Annotated in this window: 19 protein-coding genes and 1 pseudogene; 5 read left to right on the plus strand and 15 right to left on the minus strand. The window is 41.8% G+C overall.

The annotated features are described in order from the left end of the window. The first annotated feature begins 293 nt into the window (after window positions 1-293). Window positions 294-1,214, plus strand: coding sequence for an esterase/lipase family protein (locus AOG27_RS09905; protein WP_054552859.1), 921 nt, complete (start codon window positions 294-296; stop codon window positions 1,212-1,214). Between the two features lie 50 nt (window positions 1,215-1,264). On the opposite strand, the gene AOG27_RS09910 is transcribed toward AOG27_RS09905, so the two are convergent. Both AOG27_RS09910 and hutI read right to left on the minus strand, forming a co-directional pair. Continuing rightward, on the minus strand, window positions 1,265-2,935 hold the full coding sequence (locus tag AOG27_RS09910) for a GGDEF domain-containing phosphodiesterase (protein ID WP_171043809.1): 1,671 nt from the start codon (window positions 2,933-2,935) through the stop codon (window positions 1,265-1,267). 121 nt (window positions 2,936-3,056) lie between these two features. After that, window positions 3,057-4,298 (minus strand): imidazolonepropionase, encoded by a 1,242-nt coding sequence (hutI, locus tag AOG27_RS09915; RefSeq protein WP_054552861.1) that lies wholly within the window; start codon window positions 4,296-4,298, stop codon window positions 3,057-3,059. Window positions 4,299-4,440: 142 nt separating this feature from the next. On the opposite strand from hutI, the gene hutC reads away from it, so the two are divergent. Further along, window positions 4,441-5,148 (plus strand): histidine utilization repressor, encoded by a 708-nt coding sequence (gene hutC, locus AOG27_RS09920; RefSeq protein WP_054552862.1) that lies wholly within the window; start codon window positions 4,441-4,443, stop codon window positions 5,146-5,148. Here the strand turns inward: hutC and AOG27_RS09925 are convergent, their stop codons facing one another. Next, window positions 5,149-5,919 carry an NADP-binding protein gene (locus tag AOG27_RS09925; RefSeq protein ID WP_054552863.1) on the minus strand — a complete coding sequence of 257 codons (771 nt, stop codon included), beginning with the start codon at window positions 5,917-5,919 and terminating at the stop codon, window positions 5,149-5,151. A gap of 112 nt (window positions 5,920-6,031) precedes the next feature. Here AOG27_RS09925 and AOG27_RS09930 point away from each other — a divergent pair, with 112 nt between their 5' ends. Next, window positions 6,032-8,056 carry a methyl-accepting chemotaxis protein gene (locus tag AOG27_RS09930; protein WP_054552864.1) on the plus strand — a complete coding sequence of 675 codons (2,025 nt, stop codon included), beginning with the start codon at window positions 6,032-6,034 and terminating at the stop codon, window positions 8,054-8,056. Here AOG27_RS09930 and AOG27_RS09935 read toward each other — a convergent pair. The 3 genes from AOG27_RS09935 to AOG27_RS09945 all read right to left on the minus strand — a co-directional run bounded on the left by AOG27_RS09935 (window position 8,041) and on the right by AOG27_RS09945 (window position 9,287). Next, window positions 8,041-8,250: a hypothetical protein gene (locus AOG27_RS09935; RefSeq protein WP_054552865.1), complete on the minus strand. Its 210-nt coding sequence runs from the start codon at window positions 8,248-8,250 to the stop codon at window positions 8,041-8,043. The two genes, AOG27_RS09930 and AOG27_RS09935, sit on opposite strands and share 16 nt — an antisense overlap. Window positions 8,251-8,504: 254 nt before the next feature. Next, the gene (locus AOG27_RS21220) at window positions 8,505-8,663 is read right to left on the minus strand and encodes a YqaE/Pmp3 family membrane protein (RefSeq protein ID WP_064971745.1); all 159 of its coding nucleotides are present in this window, start codon (window positions 8,661-8,663) and stop codon (window positions 8,505-8,507) included. Window positions 8,664-8,720: 57 nt separating this feature from the next. Next, the gene (locus tag AOG27_RS09945; protein ID WP_054552867.1) at window positions 8,721-9,287 is read right to left on the minus strand and encodes a BON domain-containing protein; all 567 of its coding nucleotides are present in this window, start codon (window positions 9,285-9,287) and stop codon (window positions 8,721-8,723) included. Window positions 9,288-9,617: 330 nt separating this feature from the next. Between AOG27_RS09945 and AOG27_RS09950 the strand changes: the two genes are divergently transcribed. Further along, complete coding sequence (locus AOG27_RS09950; RefSeq protein WP_054552868.1) at window positions 9,618-10,277, plus strand: LiaF domain-containing protein; 660 nt, start codon at window positions 9,618-9,620, stop codon at window positions 10,275-10,277. A gap of 567 nt (window positions 10,278-10,844) precedes the next feature. Here AOG27_RS09950 and AOG27_RS09955 read toward each other — a convergent pair. Both AOG27_RS09955 and pmbA read right to left on the minus strand, forming a co-directional pair. Next, window positions 10,845-11,261 (minus strand): VOC family protein, encoded by a 417-nt coding sequence (locus tag AOG27_RS09955; RefSeq protein WP_054552869.1) that lies wholly within the window; start codon window positions 11,259-11,261, stop codon window positions 10,845-10,847. 129 nt (window positions 11,262-11,390) lie between these two features. Next, entirely contained in the window at window positions 11,391-12,728 is a 1,338-nt protein-coding gene (gene pmbA, locus AOG27_RS09960) for a metalloprotease PmbA (protein ID WP_054552870.1), read from the minus strand. Window positions 12,729-12,865: 137 nt separating this feature from the next. On the opposite strand from pmbA, the gene yjgA reads away from it, so the two are divergent. Continuing rightward, a complete protein-coding gene (gene yjgA / locus AOG27_RS09965; RefSeq protein ID WP_054552889.1) occupies window positions 12,866-13,387 on the plus strand; it encodes a ribosome biogenesis factor YjgA in 522 nt (173 codons plus the stop codon). Between the two features lie 114 nt (window positions 13,388-13,501). Here the strand turns inward: yjgA and AOG27_RS21225 are convergent, their stop codons facing one another. From AOG27_RS21225 to AOG27_RS21725, 7 genes and pseudogenes are all read right to left on the minus strand, one after another. Beyond that, on the minus strand, window positions 13,502-13,948 hold the full coding sequence (locus tag AOG27_RS21225) for an REP-associated tyrosine transposase (RefSeq protein ID WP_082389246.1): 447 nt from the start codon (window positions 13,946-13,948) through the stop codon (window positions 13,502-13,504). A 243-nt stretch (window positions 13,949-14,191) separates the two neighbouring features. Further along, window positions 14,192-14,371 carry a hypothetical protein gene (locus tag AOG27_RS09975; RefSeq protein ID WP_152967133.1) on the minus strand — a complete coding sequence of 60 codons (180 nt, stop codon included), beginning with the start codon at window positions 14,369-14,371 and terminating at the stop codon, window positions 14,192-14,194. Window positions 14,372-14,900: 529 nt separating this feature from the next. Further along, window positions 14,901-16,973 carry a M13 family metallopeptidase gene (locus tag AOG27_RS09980; protein WP_054552872.1) on the minus strand — a complete coding sequence of 691 codons (2,073 nt, stop codon included), beginning with the start codon at window positions 16,971-16,973 and terminating at the stop codon, window positions 14,901-14,903. 737 nt (window positions 16,974-17,710) lie between these two features. Continuing rightward, a complete protein-coding gene (mutT, locus tag AOG27_RS09985) occupies window positions 17,711-18,112 on the minus strand; it encodes an 8-oxo-dGTP diphosphatase MutT (RefSeq protein ID WP_054552873.1) in 402 nt (133 codons plus the stop codon). A 62-nt stretch (window positions 18,113-18,174) separates the two neighbouring features. Beyond that, window positions 18,175-20,883, minus strand: coding sequence for a preprotein translocase subunit SecA (secA, locus tag AOG27_RS09990; protein ID WP_054552874.1), 2,709 nt, complete (start codon window positions 20,881-20,883; stop codon window positions 18,175-18,177). Window positions 20,884-21,607: 724 nt separating this feature from the next. After that, window positions 21,608-22,084, minus strand: a complete 477-nt coding sequence (locus AOG27_RS09995; RefSeq protein ID WP_054552875.1) for a DUF721 domain-containing protein — start codon at window positions 22,082-22,084, stop codon at window positions 21,608-21,610. A 486-nt stretch (window positions 22,085-22,570) separates the two neighbouring features. Further along, window positions 22,571-22,803: pseudogene (locus tag AOG27_RS21725) on the minus strand (IS4 family transposase); the annotation flags it as partial.

The raw sequence follows: 22,803 nt of genomic DNA on the forward strand, positions 1-22,803 counted from the left end.
GGGAGAAGCTATCAATACGTTGCATCCTTTCAGATGCATCATCAACAGGATGTCCTACAGGATGAGGACGGCGCGGACTTTATCAAATACCAGATTAAAAATAAATTGCTTAACCGCAGAAAAAACACAAATTGATAAACATATAACGAAACACTAAAACCATCTTTTCCTGCTTACTTTAATTTAACATTACAGAGAACCCAAATTTAAGGTAAGGTGAATTAAAAGCGCACTAAAATCAGGCTTTTTTAAGGCTTGTTGGTGATAAATATTGAAGTAGAAGAGTAAAAGGTATGAAAAAAATCCCGTTAATTTTATTTGTTACCTTACTTTTTTTGTTGAGCCCTTGGTGCAATGCCAAAAAAACAACTACCCAATATCCAGTTGTTTTAGTTCATGGGCTAATGGGATTCGATAACCTGCTCGGAATCGATTACTTCTACAATATCGCTACAATTCTGGAAAAAGATGGTACTTTAGTCTTCACACCTGCCGTTTCTGCTATCAATAGTTCAGAAGTCCGAGGCGAGCAATTACTCACTCAAATAGAATCAATCTTAGCTCTGACTAGTGCTAAAAAAGTAAACTTGATTGGTCACAGTCAAGGTGCGCAAACTGCACGCTATGTTGCATCTATCAGGCCTGATCTAATTGCCTCAGTTACCAGTGTAGGCGGTGCAAATTATGGCAGTGGCATTATTGATCTTATTAATAAGGAGCTAACACCCGGCTCTCAAGCAGAATATACAACTCGATTAGTATTCGATGCATTCGGTGGTGTTATTTCGTTATTATCAGGCAATAGTCAATTACCGCAAAATACACTCGGTGCAATAAATAGTTTAAGCACACAAGGAGCAGCAACATTTAATCAAAAGTACCCCGAAGGCTTGCCCAAAAACGAGTGCGAACAAGGTAATATGCTTGCAAGCAATGGCGTATACTACTTTTCTTGGAGCGGAACAGAAACACTCACTAATATCTTAGATTTAAGTGACTTATCCATGTTTTTTGGCTCATTATTTATCTTAGGTCACAGTGACGGTCTCATTTCACGCTGTAGTAGCCATTTAGGGCATGTGATCAAAGATGATTACAAAATGAATCATCTCGATGAGATTAACCAATTTATTGGTTTGCATAGTTTTCGTGAAGTTGATCCAGTTGAACTTTACCGTAGCCACGTGACAAGGTTACAGAAACTAGGGTTATAAAAGCGGTGTTGTATCGTGAAGCCTACCAGAGGGAGAGCACAGCTTTATGCTTACTGGTGCTCCAAACGCCATTGTTTAAGCCATGACATCATACCAACACTACTCAATGGGTAATTAAAATAATAGCCCTGTGCAGCATAGGTTTTAAGCGACTTTACAAACTTAAGTTGCTCTAGAGTTTCAACTCCTTCACAAATCACTTTTGCATTATTTTGATTGTGCATATCGACCATGCCCGAAACGAGGCTTCGAATTTGACTTTGATGAGCAAAATCAGCGGTAAGTGAAGCCGCCACTTTAATATACTCAACATTAAGATTCGGAAGCTTAGCTAGCCAAATAGGTGTGTCACCAAAACCATCTATACATAATTTGATACCAATACTATTGAGCCTTGCAACCATCGCTTTACCTTGGTCATCTAAACTCATAAATAAATCGAGCGGGCACTCGATAATTAAATCACCCGGCTCTAGTCGATGCTCAGCCATGATACGGTCAACAAACTCAATAAATTCTTCGTGCAGCATCTCAGGGCCAAACACATTTATACTAAGAGGTAATTCAATACCTTCCATTCGTAGTGCCATAGCAAGTTCTGCTGCACGCTCAATAACAAAAGCAGCCACAGGATAGCTTAGGCCTGCAACACGTATATCATCTATAAATTTATTCGCAGAAAGAATCCCTTGCTTAGGATGCTGCCAACGTAACAGCAATTCTAAAAATTCGATTTGCTCATCGCTATTACGAATAACTGGCTGAAAATACAACTCTAGTTCACTTGCAAAATCAAGGTGTGCTAACTCACGTAGTCGTGCTTGCTGCTCCAATTGCTCAATCATCATTTGCGGATGATAAGGCACAATCGCTTTGTCTGGATTTGAATCAAGCGCTAGATTGGCAAACGAAATGAAGTTTTCAAAGCTGTATTCAGGCTCATCACAAACTACATAACTAGCACGAACTTTAACTTCAATGGTGCAATTGGCAACATTAAATGGCTTTAAAGTAACATGGCGAATTTGACTAATTAGTTGCTCATGAAGGTGCTTTTGTTCCTCTAATGAGCAAATAAACGCAAAGTTCAAGCCCCCTAAATGCGCCAACTTTTCGGCTTTGCCAGAATTACCCACTATATTAAGAACATTATCAACATTGAGCTGCTGTTTAATTCGGGTTGCTGATTGCGCTAATAACAAATCACCAAAGTCTCGACCTATGTGTTGGTTTACATCGTTAAAACCTTCAAGGCGAAGCATCACTAACGCGCAGTTAGCATCATGCTCCTCGGTCCAAGCAATAAAGCTATTTTTTAGGGCGTTGCGATCGGGTAAGCCTGTAAGAGGTGTCGCATCTAACTCGTCAGTGTGAAGTGGCTCAACGACCACCTGCTCTTCTTCAGGTTCTTCATAGTTAAAAAAGCCTGATATACACAAAATAACGACAGAAAAAACAAGCCAGTAAAGAGCAGTATGTAACAATAAATGAGCTGAATAAAGTACTGTTAATACAATCGCAGCAACAACTGAAATAATGATTGCTAGCCAATTAGTTGTGCGAAATGCCTGCCACAAATGAAAACAAACACTTGCACTTAACAATAACACTAACCAAGGCATGCCAAGACTAAGAATTGCTAATCCAAGCACGCCATTGACGACTAAGCTCAGCCTTAAAATAGAATTTTGAGTAACACATAAGGCACAAATCATTGCCATAAGAACGCAACCAGCTAAAAACACTGGCACAACATCGCTACTTAAATTTGCAAGGCTCACGCTACTACTTGCTAAGCTGGCAATCAAAGACATGTAAAAATACTACGTAAAAAAGACTTATCTAATTAAGTCTACCCAAAATCCACAGATTTAACAGTTTATTTACGCCAAATTGGTAACTTAATTGTGCTGGGTGGGTTATTTGCCAATGGGCAATATCAGCACGTGCGCCTACCTTTAACACACCACGATCATCAAGTCCTAAAGCACCTGCAGCGTTTCGAGTTACCCCAGCTAATGCTTGCTCTGGTGTCATCCGAAAAATAGTGCATGCCATGTTCATCATCAAATGCAATGAACATAAAGGCGAAGTACCCGGGTTGAAGTCAGTTGAAATAGCAATTGGAACTTGGTACTGCTGCAGTAGTTCAATTGGCGGATACTTTGTTTCACGTAAGAAGTAAAATGCACCTGGTAATAAAACTGCTGCAGTACCCGCTTTGGCCATTGCCTGAATACCAGCTTCATCTAAGTGTTCAATATGATCCGCAGATAAGCCATTAAATTCAGCAACAAGCTCTGCACCATGTTGATTAGATAACTGCTCAGCGTGCAACTTAACCGGTAAGTTATGCTTTTTAGCCGCTTCAAACACACGGCGTGTTTGCTCGTTGCTAAAGCCTACGTTTTCACAAAAAGCATCAACGGCATCAGCTAAATCAGCTTCAACAACACGGTCAAGCATTTCACCGCAAACCAGATCAATGTACTCATCGCTACGGCCTTTATATTCAGGCGGTAATGCATGCGCACCTAAAAACGTGGTTTTAACATCAACTGGGTGATTTTCACCGAGTAAACGCGCCACTTCGAGAAGTTTAATTTCGTTTTCACAATCAAGACCGTAGCCAGATTTAATCTCTACCGTCGTCACACCTTCTGCATATAATGCATTTAAGCGCTCTTTTGCACTGACAAATAAAGCTTCGTGATCGGCTTCTCGCGTTGCACGTACGGTACTTGCAATACCGCCACCGTTTGCAGCTATTTGCTCATAGCTTACACCTTGTAAACGCTGTTCAAATTCTTCTGCACGGCTACCAGCGAACACTAAGTGAGTGTGGCAATCAATTAACCCGGGAGTTAACCATTGCCCTTTTGCTGACAATGTTGGCGTAGCTAGCGCATCAAACTCTGGTAAATCGGCTTGCTCACCTAACCAAGCAATTTTGCCATCTTTAACAGCAATAGCTGCATTTTCAATAGCACCATAAGGTGCTTCGATGGCTGGGTCCATTGTGGCGATGTTGGCATCTGTGATCACTAAATCCCAGAAAGCTTGATCATTATTGGTTGTGTGCATTTTTCACCTACATTGATACTTGCGATAGGCCCATTACGAGACTAAGTTTAAATTTGCTTAAAGTTTATCAACTCACCTTGTATATACAAGATAATTATGTCACCTTCAAACATACTGTTTACTCACCACATATACACGCATAATGAGTGTTCCTAAATTTGCGCAAATAAAAGAGTTCATTCTGGAAAATATTCGTTCTGGAGCTTGGCAAGAAAATCACCGAGTGCCCTCTGAAAATGAGCTTAGCAACCAGTTTAAAGTTAGTCGTATGACTGCAAGACGAGCACTCAGTGAATTAACCGATGCAGGTATATTAACCCGTAGCCAAGGCCTAGGTACTTTTGTGGCTAGCTTTAAGTCACAATCATCTTTATTAGAAATTAAAAATATTGCCGATGAGGTAAAAGCGCGAAGTAACCACTATAGTTGTACCATTTTAGTAATGGAGTCTATAAGCGCTATAGCACCAATTGCGATTGCTTTGGGTGTCGAGGTCGACAGCCATGTTTACAGAAGTGTGATTGTACACAATGAAAACGAGCAACCTCTGCAAGTTGAAGAACGCTTTGTGAACCCCGCTCTTGCTAAAGATTACTTACAGCAGGATTTCCATAGCCTAACGCCTCATGAATACTTATCGCAAAACGCCCCGCTCACAGAGGCACGCCATACAGTCGAAGCGATTATGCCCAACCAAGAAATGTGCGAATGGCTGAACCTTTATAACGAAGAGCCATGCTTACAAGTGATCCGCCGAACTTGGTCATCACAAGGTATTGTGAGCTTTGCCCGTTTAGTATCACCAGGCAGTAAATACCGATTAGGCGGCCACCTTACTTTTAAAAAATAACTAAATGGACATTTGATAACGAAAATTCAGTGACTCAATCGCTGAGCCATCAATAAGGCGCTCGCCTTTATCATGACTAGTAAAAGTCGGTGGCTGGTTGCCCTGCTCAGCACATTTTTGTTGGTAGTAATCTGCTTTTGTAGGATGTGCCGGATTAACCACATTATAAATACTGCTCGCGTTTGACCAATTTTCAAGTACTGAAAAAATCGCCGCTATCACATCTTGCTGCTGAACCATGTTTACCACTTGCTGACTTGAGCTAGTCAGTTCTTTACCGGCAACAAACCTACCCGGATCGCGCCCAGGCCCTACAAGACCAGCCAAGCGCAATACTTTACCACCAGCATTTAGCACTAACTGTTCAGCATCATATAGCTGCTGTTGACGTGCTGATTGGCAAATAATTTCTGTAGTTTCGTCATATTGACCATTGTTAGATGGATAAACTCCTGTCGAAGAACATAAAATAAAGCCTTTACAATTTAGTTGCTTAGCAAGTTCAAGCCCTGCTTGCAAAGTCGCTAAATAGTTACTTTCTGAGCTACGACTACGCGGTGGAATAGCGCAGACCCACCAAGCATTTTCAAGCGACAGCTCATGCTTGAGCACATCACCTTCAAGTATAAACTGGCGCTGAAAGTCATATTCGTGCTCGCCACCGCGATGTGTTCCCTGTACTTGCCATGCTAATTTATTTGCCTCAACGCAAAGTGCATTTCCAAGCCAGCCGGCACCTAAAACAACCAGTTTATTATTTTCAGTACTCATTTACTCAACTGCCCCTTAGTATTTATTATTAACCTTCGCTTAACAGTGTAGCGATTTAGGTGCAAATATGATTAGATAGATAACTCTAACCTATAATAAAAACGCGTGCACTATGTTAAACAACCTCTCTTTACGTAAAAAAATACTTCTGCTCATTGGCGGGACGATAAGTGTGCTACTAATCATCGCGTCTAGCTTTTTTGTAAACCATATTGCTGATCTTTCACGTCATGCAATTCAACGCGAAGCCGACAGCTATTTGCAAAGTGAGCGACTGTCAATGCAGGCCTATTTTGCCAAATACGGCAAAGTTGTCGAAACCTTTGTAACAAACCCGCATTTAGTTAACTGGTTCGATAACTGGACTCAGCGCGATCAAAGCTTAGATAGTCAGCCTGGTTACAGCAGCGTTAATCAAGATTTTGTTCGTATTAGTGGTAACGATGATAACATTTTATCAGCCTTCTTTGCTTCTGCGACCACAGGTGAGTACTTCAAAGAAAACGAGCGTACCGCCACTTATAATGGCCAACCATATTACGCTTACAAACGTGGTTGGTGGCAAGATGCATTAAAAATTAATAAGTTGTATGTTGGCCCTATTTCTGTTGATTTAACCACAGGTATCGCCTCTGCAGTTGTACAACAGCCTGTTTATAAACAAAACAAGCTTATTGGTTTTGGTGGTGTTGATTTACAGCTTAATAATATCAACGACATGGTTGAAGCTATTCGATTTGATGGCCAAGGCTTTGGCTTTTTACTCGACAGTAACCAGAAAGTAGTGCACTTTTCAAAACGAACTGGACATAAACTATCTATCACAGACGAAGGCCCTAATGGCAAAGAAGGCTTAAATGCCCTCGAAAAGCAATTTAACGACACCTCGGGCTTTAGCGAATTAAACCGCGCGATGAAAAGCCAAAAAGAGGGTAGCAGCTTTGTCACATTCAAAGGCGAGCAATATTACGTTGTATACAATCGCCTTGAATTAGAAAGCCCTTACCTTGATTGGTATGTGGGTATTTTAATTCCGACCAGTATGATTGATGAGCCAGTAAATGATGCGGTGATGACAACCACAACATCCGTGATCATCATTCTTGCGATTATTATTGCGATGATCTTCTGGGCCACGCAAATGATCACCAAGCCGCTGACTAAACTCACTTACATCATGCGTGATATCGCATCAGGTGATGGCGATCTAACACAAAAAATCGAGATAAAAAGTCAGGATGAAGTAGGACAGCTTGCTCATCACATGAATACTTTCATCGATAAATTACGTGCAATGATGCTGAATACTGCAGCTCAAGCTGAGCAATTAAGCCAAGCCGCAGCCCAATTGAAAACCGTATCGCAAAAAACCAATGATGAAATTCAGCAAGAAAAGCAACAAGTTGATAGCGTAAGTGCGGCAGTAACCGAAATGGCCTCAACTGTTCTCGAAATTTCACGTAACGCGCAACATACCAATAATGCCGCTGAAGAAGTGCAAACCATTACCGCAGATGGCACTAAGCGCTCAACTCAAGCTCAGTCAGTCATGACCGCTCTTGCAAGTCACATTGGTGAAGCGTCTAAAGTCGTTGCGGGTCTTGAACAAGAAAGTGGCAATATCGGCGCGGTGGTTGATGTTATCAACTCAATCGCTGAGCAAACTAACTTACTGGCACTTAACGCAGCGATAGAAGCAGCCCGTGCAGGTGAGCAAGGCCGAGGTTTCGCAGTTGTTGCTGATGAGGTTCGTTCACTAGCAAGCAGAACGCAAGAGTCAACAGATGATATTCGCAATATGATCAGCCGTTTACAGCAAATTGCCCAACAAGCATCAACAATGATGCAGCAAGGTCAAGAGCGTGCTGAAGGCTCAGTTGAGCAAACACAAATTGTATTGCAAGCATTGCAAGATATCGCGCAATCTGTGACAAATGTACAAGATCAAAGTCATCAAATTGCGACTTCGACAGAGCAGCAAACTGTGGTTGCAGAAGATATTAACAATAGCTTGGCAGCGATTAATCACTTAGTGAATAGCACTGCAGATCATGCCCATGAATTGGCGGATGAAGCACGTGATTTGAATGAGTTAGCAGAGTCTCTAAATAAGACAGTAAATCAATTTAAGTTATAAAGATAAATTGCTGAAGTAGTTAAAAACCCGATGTCACCTGAAGATGACATCGGGTTTTTATCGTCAGCCTTCCCTGTTAATCGTGGCGCAACCGCTTTCGCGTGTTCCATAAATTCGTGCCACTGTTGCTTGTTCCATAAAGCAACTCCATTATTGGTCAATCCTTGTTTTGATTGCGTTTGTACTTGTTCCATATAGTCTCCTCCTTACGCTAGCTTCATCCGTTTGGGCTCCAAGCCTAAGCTTAATCCTTGCTGTCATCTCCATTCACCTTATCCATAAAGCGTTGCCATTGTGCGCTACTCCATAACGCTTTGTTACTTCCTTGTTGTCCTTTGTGCTTAGTTACATTATCCATACTGTAAACTCCTTGCGGTTTATCGTCCGTTACTCCTACAGCCCTTCCTTGCTGTGCTCCATTACCCATCCTTGTAGATTAATGCGGTGATTATCGCTTAGCGATGATATACACAGCATGAATCAAACCTGGAATATACCCTAATAGAGTTAAAAGAATATTAATCCAGAACTGCGCACCTAAACCTACCTGTAAAAATACGCCGAGAGGTGGAATTAAAACCGATAAAATAATACGTATTAAATCCATGACTCACTCCTTGAAAAAGATAAGCCCAGCCAAAGCTGGGCTATATAGGGCTTGCTATTATTCAGCAACAATCGTTAATTCATCGATTACTTTGCGAACATCTTCAGCGTTTTCAGCAATGCTTACCGCTAATTGCTTTTCTGCATCAGACTCAACAGTACCTTTTAGTGTTACTACACCGTTGTCGGTATCAACATCGATATCTGTACCACCTACTTCTGAGTTAAATAAATAACGTGTGGTGATTACAGTACTGATTTTTGCATCGGTTAAGTCGCTTTCTGCAGAATCAGCTTTGTCTGATTTCATGTGCTTAGCTTTCATGTTTTTAACAACCGTTAGTTTGTTATCAACAGAGCTAACACCGTCTAGGCTAAGAACTAACTCTTCAGCAAGCTCTTTATCTAATTCGCTATCAACTTTACCTGTTAGTACAACTTTGCCATTCGTTACATCAGTGTTGATATCAAAGTTGTTAAGGTTTGTGTTCATAAGAAGCACAGTTTCTGCCTTACCATCAATCCAAGCATCTTTACTTTCATTTTCCCAGCTGCTTGCCTGAGCTGACATGCTAGTTGCACCAATTACTAAAGCCGCAATCATAGATTTGTTAAAAGTGTTCATAATCTTTCTCCTTTTGATTAAAGACAGTTTAAGTAATGCGACTATGATGCCAACTATTTACCCCTTAAATTTCAGCAAGTTAAATACCTATTCAGCGGTGATTTATATTCATTTCGGTAAAGATTTACAAGCTGCTCGGTAAGATGTTCACAATGTTGCAAAAATAACCATTTAGTTGCTGATTTTATTAATCTGTGGTTAATTTAACGAAATTGCTTATTCGTCTAAAAAGACAACCTCATGATTTATATAGAAATAAAATCTGGCCTAAGCTTTGCTTTGTAATTAATAACTAAAGAATCACCTTTAAAATCACAACAGGGAACTACCATGGCCGTTAAACTTGAAGACCGCCCAATCGATCAAGTAAGAGAAGAAGTCATTGATCAACTCATTTATAACTACAGTCATGCTGTTATTTCAGCCGAAGCATTTGAACGCCGCCTAGATCAGGCAATGGAAGCCACCAGCAACGAAGTACTGGTTGAGCTTGTTGCTGATTTAGATCTGAAAGCGGATATTGACTACAAATCGCAAAAGCATGCGCAATTTAAACCTCACTACAGCCACAGCAGCGACAACGAAAGCCTGCAGCTACGCAGTATTCTGGGCTCAAATGAGCGCAGCGGCCAATGGGTAGTACCAAAAGAAATTCACATCACAAACTGCCTAGGCTCAATCGAACTCGACTTTAGCGAAGCGATTTTCCAACATCAGCATGTCACCATTTACGTGAACTGTATTTTAGGTAACGATGAAATCTACGTACCAGAACATGTAAATGTGGTATCTAAATTATTTAGCGTGATTGGTAGTGTAGAGAATAAATCAGTTGCCTTAAACAAAGGCCAAGGCCCAACCATCACTATTGAAGGTAATGTATGGCTAGGCTCAGTCGAGATTTCAGTTAAACGTACCATGAAAGAAAAGTTCATCAGCTTCGCCAACAGCCTAAAAGCCAGTTGGAAAGAGATGAATAAGATGCAGTAAAGTTGCGAGATGCGAGATGCGAGATGCGAGGTGCGAGATGCGAGATGCGAGGTGCTAGGTGCTAGGTGCTAGGTGCTAGGTGCTAGGTGCGAGTTATCGTAGCCGCAGTTTTACATCGCGCAATATAATAAGATAACGCGCGAAATAAATTTCACGCCTACATCAAAGACATTTAATCGCACAAAGAGGTTAAGAGACGCTGCGCTTTAGAGGAAGTAAAAAATGATCTTGTGGTTTACTCATTCTCTTCTCATTCACTTCTCTTTGTGCAAATATTTTCGCGCGAAATAAACTTCACACCTACATCAAAGATAATTAATCTCACAAATAGATAATGAGGCGCTGCGCTTCAGAGGAAACAAGAAAAGATAAATATCACTTCCTCATTCTTTCCTCATTCTCTTCTCTTTGTGCAAATATTTTCGCGCGAAATAAATTTCCCGCCTACATCGTAGGCGTCACGCTTGCTTGGCGCGTCTTATATGCAACGCCATTCCATCAACCTATGTCTGACCTACAAACAACACTGCTCGGCTCAAAACTGACAGCTGAAAGCTGACAGCTCCCTCACAAGTCATTATTCCTCTCACTCGGGATATCACTGAAATACTCTACAAACTCAACTTCAAACCCTGCGGGGTCGATGAAGTATACATTTTTACGATAAGGGTTTTCTGGGCCGTGTTTATCAATTTCATATCCGGCTGAAACCAGACGTTCAATTACCGCATTAATATCGTTTGTCACATAGGCAAAATGAGCAAGGCCTACTTGGTGGCCGGCTAAATCACGGTTTTCAGCTTCACCGTTATCGCTTAATGCAAGATATTGGTAATCATCACCAAAGTGCAGCCACTTGCGCGGTTTGCCCGACCATTTGCTATCGCCTTGGCTACGCACACGCCAGTGCGGGAATGCGGCTTTATAAAAGTGCAGCATGGCATCAACATTACTAACAACAAGGTTTACGTGCTCTAAATACATTGTAGTTTTCCTTTTTATTTTTAAACTGCCACCAAGATAAAACCTCAAGTTAAGTTTAGGTAAAGCGTTTTTTCAAATAAAAAAGCCCCACAAACGTGAGGCTTCAAAAATTGAGTAGTTATTGATGAATCAGCTACCAGCAACCTGCATTTGTTCAATCAATACAGAGCCAGTTTGAATACCACCACGACGCTCGATGTCGCCACCTAAGCCCACAACGGCCTTAAACATATCTTTTAAGTTACCAGCAATCGTGATTTCACTGACTGGGTATTGGATTTCGCCATTCTCAACCCAAAAACCTGCTGCACCACGTGAGTAATCACCCGTTACAGTGTTCACACCTTGGCCCATAAGTTCAGTTACTAATAAGCCTGTGCCCATGGTTTTAAATAGCGCTTTTAAATCGGCATGAGTTTGTTCAACTAGCCAGTTATGAATACCACCTGCATGACCCGTTGGTGCCATAGACAGTTTACGTGCCGCGTAGCTTGCTAATAGGTAAGTTTGCAGCTCACCGCCTTGAATAATTTCACGGTCTACAGTTTTTAAACCTTCAGCATCAAACGGTGAAGACGCTAAACCTTTTAATAAATGTGGGCGCTCAGAGATATTCACACAATCGCTGAATACTTTTGTACCTAAGCTATCAAGCAAGAAGCTTGATTTACGATAAAGCGCACCGCCACCAATCGCCGACACTAAATGGCCGAATAATGAGTTCGCAATATCAGCTCTAAAGATTACAGGCACTTTCATAGTACCGAGCTTTTGGCTGTTAAGCTTAGCCAAGGTTTCTGTTGCTGCTTCAAGGCCCACTTTTGCAGCGTCGTTTAAATCATCTTTATGACGCGCGATAGTGTAAGCCGAGTCGCGCTGCATTTGCTCGCCTTCTTTACCAATCACCATCGTACTAATGCTATGACGCGTACGTGGGTAACCTGCAATCATGCCATGGCTGTTACCATAAACACGTAAACCTTGGTGAGAAGAAAAACTCGCACCGTCTGAATTTACAATGCGCTCATCGGCATTTAGCGCAGCTTGTTCTGCTTGATGACAAAACTCAACACCTTGCTCTGGGCTAACTTCCCACGGGTGGTATAAATCTAAATCTTGCGGCGCAAATTCAAGTAACTCTTTATCAGCGATACCATTAAATGGGTCGTCAGAGGTGAACTTTGCAATATCAATGGCTTTTTCGACCACTGTACGTAATGTTTTTGGGTTTAAGTCAGCCGTTGAAGCAGACCCTTTGTTATTACCCACATAAACACTGATACCTAAGCCACCGTCTTGGTTAAACTCTATTGTTTCAACTTCGCCCATGCGCGTACTGACAGACAAACCTGACGTGCTCGACATCGCCGCTTCGGCTGCTGTTGCACCCAATTTTTTTGCATGCTCTAGCACTTCGCTTACTGCGTCTTTCACTTCAGAAATGTGTTGATAAATAGGATCTTTCATCTTGTGTGTCCTAGGTTCTGATATTTTTTATAGTGTAACGAATGCTAACACACTGCGAGACCTGCATCAGCTAATATTAATCATTAACTAAATGGCGTATAATAGCGAATAGTTAAGTTTACTGAATGAGCATCCTTATGGCGAAGAAGAAAAAGCCACTTATCGAAGAAGAAATTATTTACGTATCAAAAAGCGAATTAAAACGTGAAGCCATGCAATATCATGGTCTGGGTGCTGAAATTGCAAAAATGCCGAAAAAGCAGCGCGATCGTTTACCGCTTAATCATGATTTAAAAGAAGCCCTTGTTGTTTCTGATAAAGTAAGTGATAAGAGCGATGCTTACCGTCGTAACTTAAACTACATCGCAAAAGTGTTACGTACCACAGAAAACGTTGATGAAATCCAAGCGATGATCGACATCATGCTTAATAAAAACAATCAAGCGGATGTGTTGATGAACAAAATCGAAATCCTGCGTGATGATTTAATTAAACAAGGTGACGACCTGATCAATTCAACAATCGATCAATACCCGTCTCTTGAGCGCCAAAAAATGCGCCAATTAGTGCGCAGCGCCGCAAAAGAAGTAAAAGCAGAAAAGCCAGCAAAGAATTACAAAGAGTTATTCCAGTATCTAAAAGATGCGATTATGCTTTGATTTCCTTCGCGCGAAATTAATTTCACGCCTACAACACCGTAGGCGTCACGCTTGCTTGGCGCGTGTTGAACACCACTTAATACACAACCATCGCGCGACATAAATTTCACGTCTCTACAACCAAATACAATTCCAAAACGGGTAATCGCCAACGTGCTTGACTAATTTTGCGCGTAGAGGGTTTGCGACTATATATCGAGCTTGATGTATTAGGTCATTTTCATCTCTGATTTGATGATCATAAAAATTATTTTGCCAAACCACTACTTTGCGCCCCTCTCTCTTACGAATAGACATGGTCACCATGCTTTTGTACAGCTTAATTACTGCTGATAAGTTTTGCTGAGGGCGAAGTTGAAATATCCAATGTAAATGGTCAGGCATAAGGACAAAGCAGATTGTCTCCACTTTATCTTCTAAATGGTAAATTGCTTTGGCAGCATCAACTGCATATAGATAGTTGGCAAATATAGGCACTCGATTCTCACAACAAAGAGTTACTGAATAATAGCAGTTTGAATGTGAGGTACGCCCTTTAAGCCTCTTCCTTGACGAAAACATAAACCTATCAATCCTGAAGGTAAAACCTGATCTTAGAACTTAAAAACACACCTAGCCAATTTACACCAAAAATGTTTGAACCTCACAATACACAACCATCGCGCGAAATAAATTTCACGTCTACATCAAACGTAAGCGTCACGCTTGCTTGGCGCGTCTTAAACACCACACAATACTCGACCATCGCGCGAAATAAATTTCACGCCTACTTCAAACGTAGGCGTCACGCTTGCTTGGCGCGTTTTAAACATCACGCAATACTCGACCATCGCGCGAAATAAATTTCACGCCTACATCACCGTAGGCGTCACGCTTGCTTGGCGCGTCTTGAACACCACTCAATACAAACACATCGCGCGAAATAAATTTCACGCCTACATCAAACATAGGCGTCACACTTGCTTGGCGCCTCTTAAACACCACACAATATTCGACCATCGCGCGAAATAAATTTCACGCCTACATCAAATGTAGGCGTCACGCTTGCTTGGCGCGTCTTGAACACAACTCAATACAAACACATCGCGCGAAATGAATTTCACGCCTACCTCAAACGTAGGCGTCACGCTTGCTTGGCGCGTCTTAAACATCACACAATACTCAACTATCGCGCGAAATAAATTTCACGTCTACATCAAACGTAAGCGTCACGCTTGCTTGGCGCGTCTTGAACATCACACAATACTCAACCATCTCGCGAAATAAATTTCACGCCTACCACAAGCGTAGGCGTCACGCTTGCTTGGCGCGTTTTAAACATCACGCAATACTCGACCATCTACATCAAACCGTAGGCGTCACGCTTGCTTGGCGCGTTTTAAACACCACACAACACGCAACCACCGCGCGAAATAAATTTCACGCCTACATCAAATGTCGGCTTAAAGCTGACAGCTCCAAACAAAAAAGGCTCTGAGCGTTCACTCAGAGCCTTTTTTAAATCGATAATCAATTACCAGATTTTTACGCGGTCTTCTGGTTTGATATACATCTTGTCGCCTTCTTTCACATCAAATGCCTGATAGAATTCTGGCATATTTGAAAGAATACCGATTACACGGTAATGGCTTGGTGAATGAGGGTCTGTCATTAGGCGGTTACGTAACTCTTCGTCACGATATTTACGACGCCAAATTTGCGACCAACCCATGAAGAAACGCTGATCACCTGTGTAACCATCAATAATAGGCGCTTTTTCATCACCAAGTGATAACTGGTATGCAGTATAAGCAACTGTTAAGCCACCTAAGTCGCCAATGTTCTCACCTAATGTAAGCTGACCATTTACGCTAGCATCCTCAAATGGTTTGTACTCGTTATACTGAGCAACTAACTGACCCGTGCGTTCTTCAAACTGTTTAAGGTCTGAGTCGCTCCACCAGTTACGTAAGTTACCGTCACCATCGTACTTCGCACCTTGGTCATCAAAACCGTGACCTAATTCGTGACCGATTACCGCACCAATTGCACCGTAGTTAACAGCATCATCAGCTTCTAGGTTGAAGAATGGCGGTTGTAAGATAGCCGCTGGGAATACGATTTCGTTGTTCACAGGGTTGTAGTAAGCGTTTACTGTTTGTGGTGTCATGTGCCACTCAGAACGGTCAACTGGCTTACCTAGTTTTGCAGTCATATCTGCATATTCCCACTCGCTGTGGCGAATGTAGTTACCTACTAAGTCGTCACCTTTCACTTCAAGTGCAGAATAGTCTTTCCATTTATCTGGGTAACCGATTTTTGGCGTGAACTTATCAAGTTTCGCTTTCGCAGCGATTTTTGTTTCTGGGCTCATCCACTCAAGATTTTCAATCGCAACTGCATAACCTTTGATAACGTTATCAACTAACTCTTCCATGCGTGCTTTTGCTTCAGGCGGGAAGTTTTCTTTAACGTATACTTTACCAAGAATTTCACCTAATACACCGTTTGATGCATCAACCGCTTTTTTCCAAAGTGGTGATTGCTCTGTAACACCGCGAAGTGTTGTGCTGTAGAAATCAAAGTTAAGGTCTACGAGCTCTTTATCTAATAGGCGAGCATAGTTGCTAACAAAGTGGAACTTAAGGTAGTTCTGCCACGTTGCTAAGTCTGTATCGTTGTAGATACCTGCGAATTTTTCTAGGTAGCTAGGTTGGCGAATGATTACATCGTCAGTTTTGATACCTGATGCATCAAGGTAAGCTGCAAAATCAAACTCACCAGTAAGTTTGTTTGCATCTGCAACGCTCATCTTATTGTAAGATTTAGTCGCATCACGGCTTTCTACACGGCTCCACTGCGCATCGGCAATGCTTGTTTCAAGATCAATAATTGTTTTAGCCGCAGATTCTGCATCAGCAACACCGGCCTTGCTTAAGATTGCTGTTACATATGCTTGGTAAGCTTCACGAATTTTTGTGAATTTTTCTTCATCTTTTAAGTAGTAGTCGCGATCTGGTAAACCTAAACCTGACTGATAAACATACATCGCGTTTTCGCTAGAGTTTTTCGCGTCGTTGTTTACGTACCAACCAAACGGTAGGCTACCACCTTTAATGCGAAGTTCAGCCATTAAAGCAACAAGATCAGACTTGTTCTTAACTGCATCAACGCTTTCTAACACTGGTGTTAATGGCTTGATGCCTGCCGCTTCACGGCCTGCTTCGTCCATATAGCTGTTATAGAATGCAGCTAATTTAGCTTCATCAGAGCCTGGCTTAACGTCTTTATTAGCCGCTGCTTTTTCTAGCACTTCTTTCATCGCTTTTTGCGAATCATCGTAAAGCTGAGTGAATGAACCGTAGTTTGATTTATCACCTGGAATTTCTGTTTTCTCTAACCATTCGCCGTTTACGTGATAGTAAAAGTCATCTTGTGCGCGAACAGATTTGTCCATGTTCGCCAGTTCAATGCCAGAGTTTAAAGGTGCTTTTGCTTCAGTGACGGTCGCAGTTGCTGGTGCTTTAGTTTCTTGTTCTTTTTCACCACAACCAACAAGACCGAGGGCTAGTGCAATACTTGCCGCGGTAAGTGTTACTTTTTTCATGGGAGTCCCGTACTAATTATTTTTTGATGTATTTATCGAAAAACTAGCAAACCTAATTAATCATTAGTTTTTCGCTTTCACCATAATAAACCTCTTGAGCAAAACAACAAAACCGAATATGTAACAATTCTTATCAAAACAAGATAAGCCGCATTTTTGAGCGATGAGAGGGGGAGGTTAAGTGGTTAGTGGTCATTGTAGGCGCGATTTTACATCGCGCAATGTTTCTATGATTCACAAAGAGGGTAAGAGGCGCTTCGCTTAAGAGGAAATAAAAAAAGATCCTGTGGTTTCCTCACTCTCTTCTCATTTACTTCACTTTGTGCAAAACATATTGAACCACAGAGAGCACAGAGGCGCTTCGCGCTACACTGAGAAAACCAAATTATCACAAAGAGATAAAGAGACGCTCCGCTAAAGAGAAAGTAGAAAAAGGATCTTGTTGTTCCCTCATTTTCTTCTCATTCACTTCTCTTTGTGCAAAAACATATTTGAACCACAGAGAGGATAAGAGGCGCTGCGCTTTAGAGAAAACAAAAAGCATTATTATCACTTCCTCATTCTTTTCTCATTCACTTCTCTTTGTGCAATTATTTTCGCGCGAAATAAATTTCACGCCTACATCAATCGTAGGCGTCACGCTTGCTTGGCGCGTCTTACATTCAGCACCAAGATTGCAAATTAATAAAGAACCCGCAAACAACACCGCTCGGCCAGAAACTGAAAGCTGACGGCTGTTACTGCTTGTACTTCTGTTTTATCTTTTCGATGATCTCAACATTGGCGGCAGGGAAGCTGTAATCATTAAGCTCGTTTAGTGCGACCCATTTTCCTTGTTGGCCTTCTGCGCCATGGGCTGTGCCTGTGAAATCATCAACAATGTGCACATCTAAGCGTACGCACTTATCGCCGTAGTCATGTTCGATAACCATTAGCTCTTCACTGCCATTTACGGTTAGGTTTACTTCTTCTAATAGCTCGCGCTGTAGCGCAGTAAATACGCTTTCGCCCTGCTCTACTTTACCGCCTGGGAATTCCCATAAGCCGCCTTGATGTTTGTCGTCTGGGCGCTTACATATAAATAATTGCTGATCTTTATAAATAACGCCAACAGCAACATGCACTACTTTTTTAGTCATTTGTTGTTTCCTTAATCATAAAAAAAGCGACGCAAGCGTCGCTTTTTATCACCGTGTTTTGGTTATTTTAATTTACCGCAACACTGCTTATATTTATTACCTGAACCACAAGGACACGGCTCGTTACGGCCTACTTTAGGTTCTGCACGTTGTGTAACTACAGCACCTTCTGGTGTTTCGCCACCGATGTGCTCAGCTTCTTCGTGTTGGTATTCACGTGGCGCATTTTCGCTACGACGATGTTGCTCTTCAACTTTTTCAACATCTTCTTCAGCGCGAACTTGTACTTTACTTAAAATACCCACAACGTCGACTTTTAAGTTCTCTAGCATTTCAGAGAATAGCTCAAACGACTCGCGCTTGTACTCTTGCTTAGGATTCTTCTGTGCGTAACCACGTAAGTGGATACCTTGACGAAGGTGGTCCATCGCTGCCAAGTGATCTTTCCAATGTTGGTCTAGGCTTTGTAGCATAATCGCTTTTTCGAATTGACGTAGTACAGACTCGCCTACCATCTCTTCTTTTTGCTTGTATGCTTGCTCAACCGCTTCTTCGATACGCTCACGAAGTTTCTCTTCGTATAGTTTGCTATCGTCAGCTAGCCATTGTGAAATTGGCAGCTCAATTAAGAAATCTTGTTTTAAGCGCTCTTCAAGACCCGGGATATCCCACATTTCAGCAAGGCTTTGCGGTGCAATGTACTGGTCGATTGTACCGTTTAGCACATCGCCACGAATTGCAGTGATAGTTTCTGAAATATCGCCTTCTTCAAGTAGCTCATTACGTTGCGAGTAAACAACACGACGTTGGTCGTTCGCTACATCATCGTATTCAAGTAATTGCTTACGAACATCGAAGTTACGTGCCTCAACTTTACGTTGTGCGTTTTCGATTGCGCGGTTAACCCAAGGGTGCTCAATTGCTTCACCGCGTTGCATACCTAGTTTACGCATCATGTTAGTCATGCGCTCACCAGCGAAGATACGCATTAGCGCGTCGTCCATTGATAAGTAGAAACGGCTTGAACCCGCATCACCTTGACGACCAGAACGACCACGTAGCTGGTTATCGATACGACGAGACTCGTGACGTTCAGTACCAATGATGTGTAAACCACCCGCTTCGATTACTGCATCGTGGCGTTTTTGCCACTCATCTTTAATCGCTTTGATTTGTTCATCATTTGGGTTTTCTAGCTTTTCAACTTCACTGTTCCAGTTACCACCTAACACGATATCGGTACCACGACCGGCCATGTTAGTTGCAATAGTTACTGTGCCAGGTAAACCTGCATCAGCAACGATGTCTGCTTCCTGTGCGTGGAACTTAGCATTAAGTACGTTGTGCTTAATTTTTTCTTTACGTAAGAACTGCGATAAGTACTCAGAACTTTCGATAGAGATAGTACCCACAAGTACCGGTTGACCACGTTCTTGGCAATCTTTGATATCAGCAAGGATTGCTTCGTACTTTTCTTCTTGTGTTAGGTATACAAGGTCAGCACGATCGTCACGGATCATCGGTTTGTTCGTTGGCATTACTACTGTGTCTAGACCATAGATAGACTGGAACTCAAACGCTTCTGTGTCTGCTGTACCTGTCATACCCGCTAGCGTGTCGTATAAACGGAAGTAGTTTTGGAATGTGATTGATGCCAATGTTTGGTTTTCGTTTTGAATGCGTACACCTTCTTTTGCTTCAACAGCTTGGTGCAAACCTTCTGACCAACGACGGCCTTCCATTGTACGGCCAGTATGCTCATCAACGATGATAACTTCGTTTTCTTTTACAACGTAATCAACGTCTTTTTGATAAAGCTTGTGAGCACGAAGTGCCGCATACACATGGCTTAATAATGTGATGCTTGAAGCTGAGTAAAGTGAATCACCTTCTTGAATTAAGCCGCGCTCAATTAGTAGCTCTTCGACTTTAATTTGACCACGCTCTGTAAGGTGAACCTGCTTAGACTTTTCATCAATAGTGTAATCGCCGTCGCCTTCAACGCCTTCTTCATCTTCTTTTTCTTGTAGCTCTAGGTCAGGCACAATTTTGTTGATTTCGATGTAAAGCTCTGAGCTGTCTTCAGCTGGGCCTGAGATAATAAGCGGCGTACGCGCTTCATCGATTAAGATTGAATCCACCTCATCCACTACAGCGTAGTAAAGTGGGCGTTGTACACGCTCTTCAATGCTAAATGCCATGTTATCGCGCAGATAATCAAAGCCAAATTCGTTATTAGTACCGTAAGTAATGTCGGCAGCATAAGCGATTTTCTTCTGCTGTGGCATCATGCCTGGTACGTTACAACCTACAGTTAGGCCCAAGAATTCAAATAGTTCACGGTTAGTTTCGGCGTCACGTTTTGCAAGGTAGTCATTCACGGTAATTACGTGAACACCTTTACCTGTTAAACCACGAAGGTAGGCAGGTAATGTTGCTGTTAGTGTTTTACCTTCACCGGTACGCATTTCTGCGATGCGACCTTGGTGTAAAACCATACCACCTAGTAGCTGTACGTCGAAGTGACGCATGCCATTTACACGTTTAGATGCTTCACGTACCACAGCAAATGCTTCTGGTAAAATGTCATCTAGGCTTTGTCCGTTATCGTAACGCTCTCTAAATTCAGCTGTTTTTGCTTTTAAATCTTCATCAGAAAGCGCTTCTAATTGCTTTTCAAGCGCATTAATTAGAGCGACCGTCTTTCTTAGGTTTTTAATAGTGCGGTCATTGCGACTACCAAAAATCTTGGTAAATAAATTAGATATCATGATAAAACCGTTACAATATATTCTTTGTTAGCTAGTCATTAGCTAACCCACTTTCTTCAATTGATAATTAATATGCGCTTATGCTCATGATGTAGGGCATATTAATTAACAATTTATCAGTACGCTGTTCAAAACACCGCTTATTTCGTGCGCTATCATACCAGAGTCTGCGCAACATCAAACCTTCTGTTTATGAAGATATGGATTTTCAGCAAGAAAATTTAAAAATCAGCCATAATCTTTGATCTAACCCTACAAAAAGGGTGAAAACAAGATTACTGAATAGATATGGCGACAATCGAAATAAAATCAAGATCAGAGGAGAAAAAAGGCGATTAGAGGGACGAAATTCAACTTTGTAAATGTAGGTGGTCATTTATGGCGACAATACATTACATCTCCTTCACCAATGACGCGCTAAAGCACAACCTACAAGATAACACGCGAAATAAATTTCACGCCTACATCAAAGACATTTAATCGCACAAAGAGGATAAGAGACGCTGCGCTTAAAAGAAAACAAAAAAGCACATTATCGCTTTCTCATTCTTTTCTCATTCACTTCTCTTTGTGCAAATATTTTCGCGCGAAATAAATTTCACGCCTACACCATAGGCGTCACGCTTGCTTGGCGCGTCTGACGTACTGCGCCATTTCACCAACCTATGTCTGACTTACAAACAACACAATTCGGCTTCAAACTGACAGCTGAAAGCTGACGGCTTTACTTCTTTTTCCGCCCATGTTGTGCTAAACGCTCTAACTTGGCTTTTAATGAAGGCGGGGCATCTGCGGCAATGGCGCTGAGGTAATCAGCCGTTTGTTCGCTCATTTGACGCTTGGAAACAGGCTTTTGCTCTGGCTTATTTGTTGCTGATAAGCGCTGTGTTGCCTGTGGGTTTGCGGTAATTTTAATTTGCCCAAGCTCTACCATACCAGCGGCACGAAAATGCGAAAGCATATCCATTTTTAAGTAATTTAAACGCAGTGCAATCGGTGCCGAAACTGCTTCTATCATCAAAGTACCATCACGGTAATTACTTACCCGACATTTTTTCGAAAGCGTTTCACCTAAGAAGTCATCAAGAATGGTTTGTTGAGAAGACAAACCTTGGGTTTTACCAGCATAAGATGCCAAGCGACCACTCAAGCCCGCCATAATATCGCCAACAGCCTTTGGCGCGTATCTATCTTTTGCCATTAATCGTCTACCTAAAAGGTTAATCACCACAAAGAGAATATACCACCTACGCAAATATGAAGCTATTAGGTTCGGGGAACGAGATACAAGATGCGATTTTGTACAAAGTGGTCATTTATGGCGTCAAGCTATTACGTACCTCTCATCAATGATGCGCTAAAGCACGACCGACAAGAAAGCTCGCAAAATAAATTTCACGCCTACATCAAAGACATCTAATAGCACAAAGAGGATAAGAGACGCTTCGCTGAAGAGAAAGTAAAAAAATGATCCTGTGGTTCCCTCATTTTCTTCTCATTCACTTCTCTTTGTTAAAATATTTTCGGCACTGAAGTACCTTCTACAAAATGGGCCTTTGGATAAGACCCGAAAACAACACCGCTCGGCTTCAAACTTACAGCTCAACATTTAATAGCACAAAGAGGGTAAGAGGCACTTCACTGAAGAGGAAGTAAAAAAATGATCCCGTGGTTTAATGCCTGTCAGTTAAGAGCTGACAGGCATTTTTTGGGGCTTTCGTTCAGGGTATCGACTGGGTCTCTTTTTCACACATCTTGGATAATGTCTTTCTCTTCGCTCTGGCAGTACAAAGGTTTCAGCCATTGCAATAAGTTTATTTATTACGCTCGGTACTTTTCCTGCTGAGGTGTGAGGCAACATCATTAACTCCTTGATGATATAGCCAGAAGCATTGCTGTAACTGAGTTGATAAGGCCATA

This window comes from Pseudoalteromonas lipolytica (genome assembly GCF_001306915.1).
Classification (GTDB): Bacteria; Pseudomonadota; Gammaproteobacteria; order Enterobacterales; family Alteromonadaceae; genus Pseudoalteromonas; species Pseudoalteromonas simplex.